This is a genomic window from Achromobacter marplatensis (assembly GCF_049060505.1).
In the GTDB taxonomy this organism is placed as follows: Bacteria; Pseudomonadota; Gammaproteobacteria; order Burkholderiales; family Burkholderiaceae_B; genus Achromobacter; species Achromobacter marplatensis_A.
The window spans coordinates 37,867-51,102 of sequence record NZ_JBMGRB010000017.1 but is presented as its reverse complement, the minus strand read 5'-3'; the positions used below and the strand labels follow the sequence as shown (position 1 = coordinate 51,102).

The following is a 13,236-nucleotide window of genomic DNA, read 5'->3' as shown; positions in this document are numbered from 1 at the left end:
GGCGGCGCAAGCCGTCCGCCACAGCAAAGAACCGAAGGCGAAAAATGGAATTTTTCCGGATTCACCGCACTATCCCGTTCATGCGCCACGCGTTGGTGCTGAACATCATCAGTCTCGTCACGTTCATCCTGGCGGTCTTCTTCATCGCCACCCGCGGCTTCCACCTGTCGATCGAGTTCACCGGCGGCACGGTCATGGAAGTCAACTACGCCCAGACGGCGCAGCTTGAAAACGTGCGCGGCGTGGTGTCCAAACTGGGCTACACCGACTTCCAGGTGCAGAACTTCGGCACCTCGCACGACGTAATGATCCGGTTGCCGCTGCAAGAAGGCCAAACGTCCGCGACCCAGAGCGAAACCGTCATGGCCGCGCTTAAGGCAGCCGACTCGGGCGTCGAATTGCGCCGCGTCGAATTCGTGGGGCCGCAGGTGGGCCAAGAGCTGCTGCACAACGGCCTGATGGCCCTGTTGGTCGTGGTCATCGGCATCATGGTCTACCTGGGCTTCCGCTTCGAATGGAAGTTCGCCGTCGCCGGCGTGATCGCCAACCTGCACGACGTGGTGATCATCCTGGGCTTCTTCGCCTTCTTCCAGTGGGAATTCTCGCTGTCGGTGCTGGCGGGCGTGCTGGCGGTGCTGGGCTACTCGGTGAACGAATCCGTGGTCATCATGGACCGGATCCGCGAGAACTTCCGCAAGTACCGCAAGGCGGACGTGCAGGAAGTCATCAACAGCGCCATCACCCAGACCATCTCGCGGACCATCATCACCCACGGTTCCACGCAGATGATGGTGCTGGCCATGCTGTTCTTCGGCGGCCCCACCCTGCACTACTTCGCCATGGCCCTGACCATCGGCATCTGGTTCGGCATTTATTCGTCGGTGTTCGTCGCCGCCGCCCTGGCCATGTGGCTGGGCGTGAAGCGCGAAGACCTGATCAAGCCGGTCAAGAAAGACGGCGAAGAAGGCGAAGTCGCCTGATCCGCCTGCCGCTACAAACAAAACCCGCCAATCTGAACTGATTGGCGGGTTTTTTGTTTTCCGTCCTGTCACTGTACCGCCCGACCCTGCCACGGTGTACGGGTACGGATCCTCCAGGATTCGCTACCATAGGCGCACCATGAAACTATCCATCGATCATCTTGTCATCGCCGCGGCGGACCTTGCCAGCGGCACGGAATTTGTCGCCGGCCTATTGGGCGTCGCGCCCCAAGGCGGTGGCGTCCACCCGCGCATGGGCACGCACAACCGCGTGCTGGGCCTGGCGGACGGCATCTACCTGGAAGTGATCGCCATCGATCCCGATGCGCCGCCGCCCGAGCGTCCGCGCTGGTTTGGCCTGGACCACGGCGATGTCCGCGCACGGCTCGAACAAGGCCCCTTTCTGGCGCATTGGGCAGCGCGCGTGGAAGCGCCGATGGACCTGACCCGCATGCAAGCCGAACATCCCGAGCGCATCGCGCCCGTGATTCCCATGACGCGGGGCGACCTGCGCTGGCGCTTGACCGTGCCGGACGATGGCAGCCTGCCCGTCTGGCGCGAAGCCGGCCATGCCGCGGGCGACGGCCTGCTGCCCACGCTGATCCAGTGGGATGTGGACGCCTACCCCGGCGTCAGCCTGCCGCGCCAGCCGCTGAAGCTGGTGCGCCTGACCGGCAGCCATCCGGAAGCCGGCCTGCTGCGCCAGGGGCTGACCTGGATGGGTGCCGATACCCTGATCGACCTGGAACAATCCGCCGGGGCGCCGCGCCTGCGGGCGCTGATCGAGACGCCCCAGGGCCTGAAGACCCTGGCGTGAATTCCCCACAACAACAACACGACATCCCAAAACGGAGCCCCCCATGTCCGCCACCCGCAAACGATTCGACGACGAGCCCTATCTGGGCCAATGCCAGGCCACCGTCATCGCCGTCAATCCCGAGGGCATCGAACTGGACGAGACCGTCTGCTACGCGCGCAGCGGCGGCCAGGCAGGCGATAGCGGCACGCTGACGCTTGCGGACGGCCGCGTGCTGACGCTGGCCGACACCGTCTATGCCGATGACCGCCAGCGCATCCTGCATGTGCTGGACGGCGATACGGCGCCTCAAGTCGGCGACCGCGTCACGGTCGCCATCGATTGGCCGCGCCGCCACCGCCTGATGCGCCTGCACACGTGTCTGCACTTGCTGGGTTCGCTGGTGCCCGCGCCGGTCACGGGGTGCAGCATCTCGCCCGATTCGGCGCGCATCGATTTCGACCTGCCCGAATCCACGCTGGAAAAAACGGACCTGACAGAGCGCCTGAATGCGCTGATCAACCGCAGCCTCGACGTCGCGGTCAATGGCATCACGCCGGAAGAGCTGGCCGCGCAACCCGACCTGGTCCGCACCGTGGGCGCGGCGCCGCCCGCCGGCACCGCCAAGATCCGCATCATCGACATCCCTGGCGTGGACCGCCAGCCCTGCGGCGGCACGCACGTGCGCAACACGGCAGAGATCGGCGCCATTGCCGTCACCAAGATCGAAAAGAAAAGCCGCACCAACCGGCGCGTCGTCGTCGGCTTCGCCTGACCGCTTCCCAAGGCGTTCGGCACTAAAAAAAGGGGCCGCGATAAAAATCGCGGCCCCTTTTTATTCCATGCAAGGGTTCACCCCTTTTGCCACCAACGCCAAGGCGCCCGCAGCGGCCATTGGTACTTGCTGCCCAGCACGCGGGGGGCCAGCACGTGGCCGACCAGCACGGCGATGCCGGCCGCGGTCATCACGTCGGACAGGTAGTGGTCCAGATTCACCAGACGGCTCATGGCCACCAGCGCCGCCAACAACCAGAAGACCACCCGCCAGCGCGGGGCCAGGATGCCCAGCACGACGGCCACTGCAAACGCGGCGTAGCTGTGGCTGGACGGAAAGGAGTTGAACTGCTGCACGCGCGAGAACGATTCGCCCAGGCCGTAGATGCCTTTTTCGAAGAACAGTTCGGGACGCGCCCGCGCCACCGAACGCTTCAGCACCAGCACGACCAACCCGCCCACCGCCATCGTGGACAGCATCAGGAGGCTGCCGCGGGCCATGCTGGCGTAGCTCATGCGCAAGGGGTTGCGCCAACCACGCGCCAGGCCGACCAGGCCGACCACATAAAAGGCCAGCGCAACGCCAATATACGGACCGCTTTCGCCCAGCTCTCCGATCCATTCGAAGGACTCGTCCACGCCGTCGGACACCGATTGCTTGATCCAGATGGCCAACGGCAGGTCTACCCAAAGCGCGCAGGCGGCAGCCACCGCCGCCAGCGCGGCGCCCAGCGACAGCCAGACGGCCAACGAGAACGGGTTACGCACTTCGTCGGGCACGGGCACGCCAGCCGCGGCGGGCACCACGGAAGCAACGGCCGGAGGCGTCACGGGATTGGGAATCATCGGTACCGCTCAAGGAAAATGAGAAATATTACCGCCCGCTGAATGCGGGGCGGACCGATATCGTAACGGCCGCCGCCTGCCAGACCAAGAAACAATTTTCGCGCAAGGGTTAAAATTCGGCCTTTCCAGCCTATCAGCCCCCGGGATCTACACCCGTCACGGCGACCATCATGCAAGCAACCTCCCTGAAGCGCGACAACGCGCGCGACGGCGGCAACGCCGCTGCCCCCCTCGCAGACGCCCCCGCAACGCCCCCTGTGGACACCGGCGCCGGCGCTCCCCGCAAACTGTATATCCGCACCTTCGGCTGCCAAATGAACGAGTACGACTCGGACAAGATGGCCGACGTCCTGCGCGGTGATCAGGGCCTGGAGCTTACCGACAACCCGGAAGAAGCCGACGTCATCCTGTTCAACACCTGTTCGGTGCGCGAGAAGGCGCAGGAAAAAGTCTTCTCGGACCTCGGCCGGGTGCAACACCTGAAGAAAACGAACCCGAACCTCGTGATCGGCGTCGGCGGATGCGTGGCCAGCCAGGAAGGCGCGGCCATCGTCAAGCGCGCGCCCTACGTGGACGTGGTGTTCGGCCCGCAGACGCTGCACCGGCTGCCCGACTTGATCGCGCGCCGCCGCGCCGAAGGCCGTTCGCAGGTGGACATCAGCTTCCCCGAGATCGAGAAATTCGACAACATGCCGCCGCCGCGCGTCGATGGGGCCACGGCGTTCGTGTCCATCATGGAAGGCTGTAGCAAGTACTGCAGCTTCTGCGTCGTGCCTTACACGCGTGGCGAAGAAGTCTCGCGCCCCTTCGAAGACGTGCTCGTCGAAGTGGCCGACCTGGCCGACCAGGGCGTGAAGGAAGTGACGCTGCTGGGCCAGAACGTAAACGCCTACCGCGGCAAGATGGAAGGCACGGACGACATCGCCGACTTCGCCATGTTGCTGGAGTACGTGCATGAAATCCCCGGCATCGAACGCATCCGCTACACGACCTCGCACCCCAAGGAAATGACCCAGCGCATGGTCGACGCCTACGCCCGCCTGCCCAAGTTGGTGTCGTTCTTGCACCTGCCCGTGCAAGCCGGCAGCGACCGGGTGCTGGCCGGGATGAAGCGCGGCTACACCACGCTGGAATTCAAGTCGGTGGTCCGCCGCCTGCGCGCCGCCCGCCCCGACCTGACCTTGTCGTCCGACTTCATCGTGGGTTTTCCCGGTGAAACCGAAGAAGACTTCGAAAAAACGATGAAGCTGATCGAAGACGTCGGGTTCGACACCTCGTTCTCGTTTGTCTATTCGCGCCGCCCGGGCACGCCCGCGGCCGACCTGGCCGACGACACGCCGCAGGACGTGAAGCTGCGCCGTCTGCAGCGCCTGCAGGCCCTGATCAATGATCAGGCCGCGGCCATCGCCCGCAACATGGTCGGCACGCGCCAGCGCCTGCTGGTGGAAGGCCCCTCGCGCCGCGACCCCAACGAACTGATGGGCCGCACCGAGAACAACCGCATCGTGAATTTCGCCGCGCCCGCGCGGCTCATCGGACAAATGGTCGACGTCATCATCACCGAAGCGCACACCAATTCGTTGCGCGCCCGGGTGGCCGATGTGGACCGCGTTCCCCCAGAGGCCGAATGACCACTCCCCGTTCCCGCGCCCGTCGCAGCATGCCCGCCGTCGTCAACCTGGACGGCGACAACACCCACCTGGCCAATTTGTGCGGCCCGCTGGACGAAAACCTGCGCCAACTCGCCGACGGCATGGGCGTCAAGCTCTCGCGCCGCGGCAATCGCGTCACCATTGAAGGCGAACAGGCCGAACTGGCCGGACGGGTGCTTCGGCGCTTCCACGAACAGGCGGTGCACCGCGCCCTGTCGGTCGACGACATCCAGCTTGGCCTGGTCGAAATCGGCGTGGGGCGCCAGGAAGAGAAGCTGAAGGAAACGCCGGCGCGCGAACCGGATCCGCTGCCTGCCCTGGATGACGAAAGCGACGGTATCGCGCTGCGCACCAAGCGCAGCGACCTGCGTCCGCGCACACCGCGCCAGCGTGATTACCTGAACAACATCCTTAAGCACGACATCACGTTCGGGGTGGGGCCTGCCGGCACCGGCAAGACCTGGCTGGCGGTCGCCTGCGCCATCGACGCGATGGAACGCGACACCGTGCAGCGTCTGGTGCTGACCCGCCCCGCCGTCGAAGCCGGCGAGCGCCTGGGCTTCCTGCCCGGCGACCTGGCCCAGAAGGTCGACCCCTACCTGCGCCCGCTGTATGACGCGCTCTACGATCTGATGGGCTTCGAGAAGGTGCAGCGCCTGTTCGAAAAGCAGACCATCGAGATCGCCCCGCTGGCCTACATGCGCGGCCGCACGCTGAATCATGCGTTCGTCATCCTGGACGAAGCGCAGAACACCACGCCGGAACAGATGAAGATGTTCCTGACGCGGATCGGCTTCGGCAGCAAGGCCGTCATCACCGGCGACCCGTCGCAGGTAGACCTGCCGCGCGGCCAGGACAGCGGCCTGGCCCATGCGGTCAAGGTGCTGGAAGACGTCCAAGGCATCGCAACCACCCGTTTTACCAGCCGCGATGTCGTGCGCCACCCCCTGGTCGCCCGCATCGTCGACGCCTACGACCGCGCCTCCGAAAATGAAGCCTGAGCTGTCCCTGTCCATCCAATACGGGGTTGAAGAGGCCCGTCTGCCCCGTTGGCGCCTGCGCCGGTGGGCGGAACGCGCCCTGGCAGCGGCGGCGGAAGACGGCCTGGTCGCCTTTTCGGCCGCCGAACTCAGCCTGCGCCTGGTCGGCACGGCTGAAGGCCGGCGCCTGAACCGCGATTTCCGCGAACGCGATTACGCCACCAATGTGCTGACCTTCGAGTACGGCGTCGACCCCTTGGGCGTGGCGCGCGGCGACATCGTCATGTGCGTGCCCGTGCTCGTGCGCGAGGCCCGGGAGCAGCGCAAGGCGCTGCTGGACCACGCCGCCCACCTGACCCTGCACGGCGTGCTGCATTCGCTGGGCTACGACCACATCAAGGCCCGGGACGCCAAGCGCATGGAAGCGCTGGAAACCGCCACGCTGGCAAAAATGGGGATCGCCGACCCGTACCAGGCCGCCGACTAGCCACAGGCCGTTCGTGCAGTTCGGGTCTACCCCTAGAAATTCACGGAAAATGGCGCCAAGCAACGCGCAGATGACGGCGTTTGGCCCCATTTTCATGGCCCCCGTTACAAACGAGAGGCCAGTTTCGGTTATGCTGGCCCCTCCATAACTTGTCCTCCCGGACGATGTCTGACCCTTACCCTGCTCCCGAAGCGACCTCTGCTCGCTCAGCCAAACCCGCCACCAAATCCCTTCTAGACCGCCTGCTTTCCCTTGTGCGCCGAGAGCCCGAGGACCGCGAAGGCATCAAGGCCATCCTAGAAGCCGCGCACGACCGCAAGCTGCTCGACGCGGAATCCTACAAGATGATCAAGGGCGCGCTTGCCGTGTCCGAAGGCACTGTCGGCGACATCATGGTTCCGCGTTCGCGCATGGACCTGCTGGACGTCACGCAGCCCATCCCGTACCTCGTGGCCACCGTGATCGAAACCGCGCATTCGCGTTTTCCGGTCTATGAAGGCGACCGCGACAACATCATCGGCATCCTGCTGGCCAAGGATCTGCTGCGCTGCATGCTGGAACCCGGCATCGAAGTCCGCACGCTGGTCCGCCCGGCCGTGTTCATCCCGGAATCCAAGCGCCTGAACGTGCTGCTGCACGAGTTCCGCGCCAGCCGCAACCACCAGGCCATCGTCATCGATGAGCACGGCGGCATTTCCGGCCTGGTCACCATGGAAGACGTGTTGGAACAGATCGTCGGCGACATCGAAGACGAATTCGATGAAACCGAAGAAGACTCGATCTTCCCGGAAGGCGAAAACCAGTGGCGCGTGCTGGCGGCGACCGATATCTCGCACTTCAACGAGGTGTTCGGCTGCAACTTGCCCGACAACGAATACGACAGCGTCGGCGGATGGATGGGCGGGCAATTGGGCCGCATTCCGCGCCGCGGCGACATCGCCGAATTCGACGGTCTTCGGATGGAAGTGGCGCGCGGCGACGCCCGCCGCGCCATCTGGCTGCGCGTCAAGCGCAACAACCCCGACTCAATCTCCCGCCCCACCGACGACGCATGAGCCGTACCCCGCGCAGCCGACTCCTGCGCGGCGCCGCCGGCTTGACGCTGGCGGGCGCCGTGCACGCCCTGACTTTCGCCCCCGGTCCCTTGCCGGACTGGGCGCTTGCCCTTACGCAGATCCTGGCGCTGGCCGTGGCCGCGCGCGTCACGCTCACGGCCCCCTCTGCCAAACAGGCATGGGGACGCGGCTGGCTGTTTGCCTTCGTCACCTATGCGGTGGGCCTGTACTGGCTTTTCATCAGCATGCATCGCTACGGCGGCCTGGCCGCGCCGTTGGCCGTGGCCGGGGTGTTGGCGCTGTCGGCGTTCCTGGCGCTGTTTCCGGCCACCGCCAGCGCGCTGGCACGCCGCTTCACGCCGCTGACCCACGACGCCGCGCCTTCCCGCATCCTGTCGGCCACGCTGGCCTGGGCCGCGCTGTGGGCGGGTTTCGAATGGCTGCGCGCCGTGCTGCTGACCGGGTTCCCATGGCTGAACATCGGTTACGCGCAAGTGGACAGCCCCATCGCCGGCTGGGCGCCAATCGTGGGTGTGCATGGCATGGCGTTCGTCGCCGCGTTCGTCGCGGCCGCGATCGCCAGCCTGTGGCAGCCGTCCCGCAAGAAATCCATGGACTCGCGCCAGGCATTGGCCGCCGGTATCGCTGTCGCGCTGGCCGCCGCGGGCTGGCCCTTGTCGCGCATGGATTGGTCTTCGCCCAGCGGCGACCCGCTGAACGTGCGGCTGGTCCAGGGCAACATCGAGCAATCGCAAAAGTTCGATCCGGCCCTGCTTGAACAAAGCCTGGTGCGCCATCTGGAGCTGACGGCATTGCCGCCGGCCGCGGGCGTGCCCGCGCCGCAACTGGTGATCCTGCCCGAAACCGTGCTGCCGATTTTCCAGGACCAGCTGGATCCGCGTGCGTGGGACGCCTGGCGCGGCGTCGCCGCCCGGGGCAACATGACCATCGCCATGGGCGTGCCGCTGCACGACCGTATCGATGGCCGCGACCGCTACACCAACAGCGTGATGGGTTTCGACGGCAATACGCCGCTCGAGCAACTGGTCACCGGCAGCACCGCCATGCGCTATGACAAGCGCCACCTGGTGCCTTGGGGCGAATATGTGCCGCCGGGCTTCCACTGGTTCGTGGACATGCTGAACATCCCGCTGGGCGATTTCGACCGGGGCGCGCAACGCCAGACCCCCTTTGCGATAGGCGGCCAACACATCGCGTTCAACATCTGCTACGAAGACCTGTTTGGCCCCGATCTGCTGCCGGCGCTGCTGCCCGGCCCCAACGGCGAACCGGGCGCGACCATCCTGGTCAACGTCAGCAACCTGGGATGGTTCGGCAATTCCTGGGCTTTGCGTCAGCATTTGCAAATCGGCCGGCTGCGCACCATGGAAACCGCCCGTCCGATGCTGACGTCCACCAACACCGGCATCACCGCCGCCATCGATGCCAAGGGCCGCGTCGCGGCTCAACTGGCGCCGTTGCAGGCGGGTGTACTGCCCGTGTCGGTTCAAGGCATGACGGGCCTGACGCCCTATGCGCGCTTTGGCGACAAAATCGCGCTGGCGCTGGTGGGCCTGGCACTGATCGGCGCGTTCGGCAGCAGCCGCAAGACGCGGCGCGGCTGAATCCGCCTCAGGCGAACAGGTTGGAGGGCAGCTTGGCGCTGTCCTCCGGCGGGCGCAGGGGCCCAGCCCCCGCGCCCGTCAATTCAATCGCCTCCGCGACGGCATCCAGATCGTCGCTGTCCAACTCCAGTTCTGCCGCGCCCAGCAGTCCATTGACTTGGGCAGCGCTGCGCGCGCCGACGATCGCGCCCGTGACGCCGGGCCACGCCAGCGTCCATGCAGCGGCAACCGCCGCCACCGTCGTGCCATGGCGTTCGGCGATGGGTTTAAACGCATCGGCTAACGCCAGGTTCCGCGCCAGGTTGGGCGGCATGAACTCCGCATGCCGCGCGCGCCAGTCGTCCGCCGGCAAGGCGCGCGCGCGCTCGGCTGAAAATCCGCCGGTCAACAAGCCCGACTGCATCGGGCTGTAGACGATCACGCCGATGTCGTGCGCGGCGCACCACGGAATCAAGTCCGCCCCCGCTGCGCGTTGGATCGCCGAGAACGGCGGCTGCAGCGAATCCACGGCGCCCAGCGCCTGCGCATCCTGCAATTGGGCCAGGTTATGGTTCGACAAACCAATGGCGCGAACCTTGCCTGCCTGCTTAAGGTCCAGCAGTTCCTGCCAGTAGGTTTCGATCGGCGTGCCGTCGCCCGCTGGCCAGTGCATCTGGTAGAGGTCAATGCGTTCCACCCCCAGCCGCCGCAACGAATCTTCGATCTCGCGGCGGATACTGGCAGGCGCGCCCGTGCGCCGCGGCGTGGCCATCGGGTTGTTGGCCGACCATGTCAACCCGCACTTGGTAAAGACATAGGGGCGGTCGCCGGGCGCCATCTGCGCCAGCGCGCGGCGCACGATTTCTTCGGAATGGCCCAGCCCGTATACCGCTGCGGTGTCGATCCAATTAATGCCGCGGTCTACCGCCAGGCGGATGGCGGCGATGGAATCGGTGTCGTCCTGCGGCCCCCAGCCCACCGCCCACCCATTGCCCCCGATCGCCCAGGCGCCCAGGCCAATACGGGTAATGGCCATGCCGGTGCGCCCCAATGGCCGGGTGGGAAACGATGTCTGTGTGCTCATGCCAGGATTGCCCGTGTGAATGCGACCGCATTTTTTTCACGCGAAAGTCACATGATGAATAAAAAATTTCACCCCCACCATAGCATCCGCACAAGTCTTTGATTTTTCTGGAATCTGCACCAATGCCCCACCGCGGTGACCGTGCCTCATCGCGCACAAAATGCGCAAAAAATGGCATCCATCCCCATTTTTTTTGCCTGTTTTACGCTTTTTGCCGCAAAGCGACTTGCACACCCGATTTTGTTCGTGCATAATCTCGTTTCTTCGCCAACGGCACTAAACAAAACCGGCAACGAACTACGAAAAACGCACCATAAAACGTGTGTTCAAGTCGTAAAACGTAGCAGGAATTGATTAGAAGAACGGGGGTATAGCTCAGCTGGGAGAGCGCTTGCATGGCATGCAAGAGGTCAGCGGTTCGATCCCGCTTACCTCCACCAGTCAACAGCGAAGAACGTAGTTTGCAAGTCCAGGTCCCCTTCGTCTAGAGGCCTAGGACATCACCCTTTCACGGTGAGTACAGGGGTTCGAATCCCCTAGGGGACGCCAGTTTTTCTGGCACGTAATACCAAGCTGCCTTGACACCGCAGTGTGGTGATGAAGTCTAAGTAAACCGCTGCGGAGCGGTAGTTCAGTTGGTTAGAATACCGGCCTGTCACGCCGGGGGTCGCGGGTTCGAGCCCCGTCCGCTCCGCCAAAAGCTCTCTCGCTCTGGGTCTTTCAAGAGCTCCGTCTTCGGGGCTTTTTGCTTTTATAGAGTGTGAGACCTTGTTGTCTGTGGTTTGGGACATCAAAGGCGCCCTGGGGGTATAGCTCAGCTGGGAGAGCGCTTGCATGGCATGCAAGAGGTCAGCGGTTCGATCCCGCTTACCTCCACCAGTACCGCAGTACCGTAGTACCGTAGTAAAGTTATTTTGCAGTTCTGTTCAGTTCAGGTCCCCTTCGTCTAGAGGCCTAGGACATCACCCTTTCACGGTGAGTACAGGGGTTCGAATCCCCTAGGGGACGCCAGTTTTTCTGGCACGTAATACCAAGCTGCCTTGACACCGCAGTGTGGTGATGAAGTCTAAGTAAACCGCTGCGGAGCGGTAGTTCAGTTGGTTAGAATACCGGCCTGTCACGCCGGGGGTCGCGGGTTCGAGCCCCGTCCGCTCCGCCAAGCACTTTGTGCTTGATCGCATGGCTGCCTATCGCTGAAGCTCCGGATTCCGGAGCTTTTTGCTTTTCTGCGTCCGCTGCGTCCTCTACCCTCCCGTCTCTACCCTCCCCCCGCCTCGAAGACTCGTCCGTTTTGCTCTCTGGACAGCGCCGCCATGCGCCTGCATCCTGTGCGTTCATGCATGCGAACCGAAGAGGCTTACGTGACAACAAACGCCGCCGCACCCCAAGCGCATCGCCAGCACCTGCAGAACATCATCGCGGGCTTGAATGAAGGCATCATCGTGCTGGAACCGGATGGCGCCATCGCGTGGGCCAACGACAGCGCGCTTGAATTACACGGCGTCGAGACGCTTGAAGAACTGGGCGGCACGCCCGCTGGCTACCGCAAGCGCTATACGCTGACCTACCGCAACCGCCACCGCGTGCCCGCCCGCCAGTTTCCGCTGGACCGCCTGGCCGCCGACGAACCCTTCGATGATCTGCTGCTGGACCTGCGCCGCAAGGACGACGAGGAATTCCTGCGTAACGTGCGCGCGCGCGGACTGAACCTGGGTAACGACAACGGCGTGGAATACCGCGTTCTGATCCTGCATGACCAGACCGAGCAATTGAACGCCGAGCAGCGTTTTGAACGGACCTTCGGCGCGAACCCCGCGCCCGCGCTGATCTGCCGGCTATCCGATCTGCGCTACGTCAAGGTGAACCAGGGCTTCCTGGAAATGACCGGCTACACGCGGGAGGCGGTGCTGGGCAAGTCGGCCTATGAACTGGACGTGTTGGACGGCGGTGAAGACAAGGAAGCCGCAGTTGCCAGGTTGAACGAAGGCCAAACGATCCCGCAACGCGAAGGCACGGTGAAGGTCGCGAACGGAGAAGCGAAGTTCGTGTTGGTGGCGGGCCAACCGATCGACATGCAGGACGAACCCTGCATGCTGTTCACGTTCATCGACCTGGAAGCGCGCAAACGCACCGAGCTTGCGCTGCGCGAAAGCGAAGAACGCTTTTCGAAGGCGTTCCGGCTGGCGCCCGTGCCGATGGCCGTGTGCGAAGGCGACGCGTTGCTTGTGCTGGACATCAACGACGCGTTCGCGGCCGCCACCGGCGCGGCGCCAGACACCGCCGCTGGCAAAGCGCTGACCGATTTGGGGCTGCAGCCCTACGAGGGAATGGTCGCCAGCCTGAAGCGCGGGGAAAGCGCGCGCAACCGCGAAGCCACCTTGAGCACGCAGGACGGCGGCAAACTGGACTGCCTGGTGTCCGCCGAGCCGGTAATGATTGGCGGCCAGCATCGATTGCTGCTCGTGATGCAGGACATCACCGAGCGCAAACGCTCCGAAACCGAATTGCTGGCGGCGATCGAAGCCGTGATGCAGGACACGTCCTGGTTCAGCCGCGGCATCATCGAAAAGCTGGCGCAATTGCGCCAGCCCACGCCCGCCACCCGCGATGTGGCCGAACTGGCGCAGTTGACGACGCGCGAACGCGAAGTGCTGGGCCTGCTGTGCCAGGGCCACGACGACGATGGCATCGCCAAGAACCTGAAGTTGTCGCGCAACACCGTCCGCAACCATGTAGCCACGATCTACAGCAAGATTGGCGTGCACCGGCGCAGTGCGGCGATCGTCTGGGCGCGCGACCGCGGCATCACCGGTCACGAATCCGCCCGGGGGCGGACCAAACCGGGCGCGGAATAGGCTCGCGGCCTGAAAATTACAATTTGAATCAAAATATCCAGGGGTGCGGCGTCAACGAAGATGACGCCGCGTTAATCCCCGGCGACCCTCAAATGCTTTGAATTTCCGCGAATCGCCCCCCAA

General features: G+C 64.4%; 11 protein-coding genes and 6 tRNA genes. 15 read left to right on the top strand and 2 right to left on the bottom strand.

The annotated features are described in order from the left end of the window. Positions 1-44: 44 nt before the first annotated feature. From secF to ACI0FO_RS28715, 3 genes are all read left to right on the top strand, one after another. Positions 45-980, top strand: a complete 936-nt coding sequence (gene secF / locus ACI0FO_RS28725) for a protein translocase subunit SecF (RefSeq protein ID WP_105558402.1) — start codon at positions 45-47, stop codon at positions 978-980. Between the two features lie 139 nt (positions 981-1,119). Further along, a complete protein-coding gene (locus ACI0FO_RS28720; RefSeq protein WP_416031978.1) occupies positions 1,120-1,797 on the top strand; it encodes a VOC family protein in 678 nt (225 codons plus the stop codon). A gap of 43 nt (positions 1,798-1,840) precedes the next feature. Further along, positions 1,841-2,551, top strand: a complete 711-nt coding sequence (locus ACI0FO_RS28715; RefSeq protein WP_416031977.1) for an alanyl-tRNA editing protein — start codon at positions 1,841-1,843, stop codon at positions 2,549-2,551. 77 nt (positions 2,552-2,628) lie between these two features. Here ACI0FO_RS28715 and ACI0FO_RS28710 read toward each other — a convergent pair whose 3' ends face one another. Beyond that, positions 2,629-3,396, bottom strand: coding sequence for a phosphatase PAP2 family protein (locus tag ACI0FO_RS28710; RefSeq protein ID WP_416031976.1), 768 nt, complete (start codon positions 3,394-3,396; stop codon positions 2,629-2,631). 170 nt (positions 3,397-3,566) lie between these two features. On the opposite strand from ACI0FO_RS28710, the gene miaB reads away from it, so the two are divergent. The 5 genes from miaB (at position 3,567) to lnt (ending at position 9,195) form a co-directional block, all read left to right on the top strand. Next, on the top strand, positions 3,567-5,027 hold the full coding sequence (gene miaB, locus ACI0FO_RS28705) for a tRNA (N6-isopentenyl adenosine(37)-C2)-methylthiotransferase MiaB (protein ID WP_416031975.1): 1,461 nt from the start codon (positions 3,567-3,569) through the stop codon (positions 5,025-5,027). Then, positions 5,024-6,049, top strand: coding sequence for a PhoH family protein (locus tag ACI0FO_RS28700; RefSeq protein ID WP_416031974.1), 1,026 nt, complete (start codon positions 5,024-5,026; stop codon positions 6,047-6,049). The genes miaB and ACI0FO_RS28700 overlap by 4 nt, the downstream gene beginning before the upstream one ends. Next, positions 6,039-6,515, top strand: a complete 477-nt coding sequence (gene ybeY / locus ACI0FO_RS28695; RefSeq protein ID WP_416031973.1) for an rRNA maturation RNase YbeY — start codon at positions 6,039-6,041, stop codon at positions 6,513-6,515. The genes ACI0FO_RS28700 and ybeY overlap by 11 nt, the downstream gene beginning before the upstream one ends. A 164-nt stretch (positions 6,516-6,679) precedes the next feature. Next, the gene (locus ACI0FO_RS28690; RefSeq protein WP_416031972.1) at positions 6,680-7,570 is read left to right on the top strand and encodes an HlyC/CorC family transporter; all 891 of its coding nucleotides are present in this window, start codon (positions 6,680-6,682) and stop codon (positions 7,568-7,570) included. Further along, a complete protein-coding gene (gene lnt, locus ACI0FO_RS28685; protein ID WP_416031971.1) occupies positions 7,567-9,195 on the top strand; it encodes an apolipoprotein N-acyltransferase in 1,629 nt (542 codons plus the stop codon). Before ACI0FO_RS28690 ends, lnt begins: the two co-directional genes overlap by 4 nt. A 7-nt stretch (positions 9,196-9,202) precedes the next feature. Here the strand turns inward: lnt and ACI0FO_RS28680 are convergent, their stop codons facing one another. After that, entirely contained in the window at positions 9,203-10,258 is a 1,056-nt protein-coding gene (locus ACI0FO_RS28680; protein WP_416031970.1) for an aldo/keto reductase, read from the bottom strand. Between the two features lie 364 nt (positions 10,259-10,622). Here ACI0FO_RS28680 and ACI0FO_RS28675 point away from each other — a divergent pair. The 7 genes from ACI0FO_RS28675 (at position 10,623) to ACI0FO_RS28645 (ending at position 13,113) form a co-directional block, all read left to right on the top strand. Next, positions 10,623-10,698 (top strand) — tRNA-Ala (locus ACI0FO_RS28675). A 33-nt stretch (positions 10,699-10,731) separates the two neighbouring features. Beyond that, positions 10,732-10,807, top strand: a tRNA-Glu gene (locus tag ACI0FO_RS28670). Positions 10,808-10,878: 71 nt separating this feature from the next. After that, a tRNA-Asp gene (locus ACI0FO_RS28665) sits at positions 10,879-10,955 on the top strand. Positions 10,956-11,061: 106 nt separating this feature from the next. Beyond that, positions 11,062-11,137 (top strand) — tRNA-Ala (locus ACI0FO_RS28660). 56 nt (positions 11,138-11,193) lie between these two features. Then, positions 11,194-11,269, top strand: a tRNA-Glu gene (locus ACI0FO_RS28655). Between the two features lie 71 nt (positions 11,270-11,340). Beyond that, a tRNA-Asp gene (locus ACI0FO_RS28650) sits at positions 11,341-11,417 on the top strand. Between the two features lie 181 nt (positions 11,418-11,598). Beyond that, the gene (locus tag ACI0FO_RS28645) at positions 11,599-13,113 is read left to right on the top strand and encodes a PAS domain S-box protein (RefSeq protein WP_416031997.1); all 1,515 of its coding nucleotides are present in this window, start codon (positions 11,599-11,601) and stop codon (positions 13,111-13,113) included. The last annotated feature ends 123 nt before the right edge of the window (positions 13,114-13,236 follow it).

Excerpts from the sequence above, each read along its gene's own strand:
- ybeY (WP_416031973.1), top strand. The coding sequence starts at position 6,039 with ATGAAGCCTGAGCTGTCCCTGTCCATCCAATACGGGGTTGAAGAGGCC.
- secF (WP_105558402.1), top strand. The coding sequence starts at position 45 with ATGGAATTTTTCCGGATTCACCGCACTATCCCGTTCATGCGCCACGCG.
- ACI0FO_RS28645 (WP_416031997.1), top strand. The coding sequence starts at position 11,599 with ATGCGAACCGAAGAGGCTTACGTGACAACAAACGCCGCCGCACCCCAA.
- ACI0FO_RS28700 (WP_416031974.1), top strand. The coding sequence starts at position 5,024 with ATGACCACTCCCCGTTCCCGCGCCCGTCGCAGCATGCCCGCCGTCGTC.
- miaB (WP_416031975.1), top strand. The coding sequence starts at position 3,567 with ATGCAAGCAACCTCCCTGAAGCGCGACAACGCGCGCGACGGCGGCAAC.
- ACI0FO_RS28690 (WP_416031972.1), top strand. The coding sequence starts at position 6,680 with ATGTCTGACCCTTACCCTGCTCCCGAAGCGACCTCTGCTCGCTCAGCC.
- lnt (WP_416031971.1), top strand. The coding sequence starts at position 7,567 with ATGAGCCGTACCCCGCGCAGCCGACTCCTGCGCGGCGCCGCCGGCTTG.
- ACI0FO_RS28680 (WP_416031970.1), bottom strand. The coding sequence starts at position 10,258 with ATGAGCACACAGACATCGTTTCCCACCCGGCCATTGGGGCGCACCGGC.
- ACI0FO_RS28710 (WP_416031976.1), bottom strand. The coding sequence starts at position 3,396 with ATGATTCCCAATCCCGTGACGCCTCCGGCCGTTGCTTCCGTGGTGCCC.
- ACI0FO_RS28720 (WP_416031978.1), top strand. The coding sequence starts at position 1,120 with ATGAAACTATCCATCGATCATCTTGTCATCGCCGCGGCGGACCTTGCC.
- ACI0FO_RS28715 (WP_416031977.1), top strand. The coding sequence starts at position 1,841 with ATGTCCGCCACCCGCAAACGATTCGACGACGAGCCCTATCTGGGCCAA.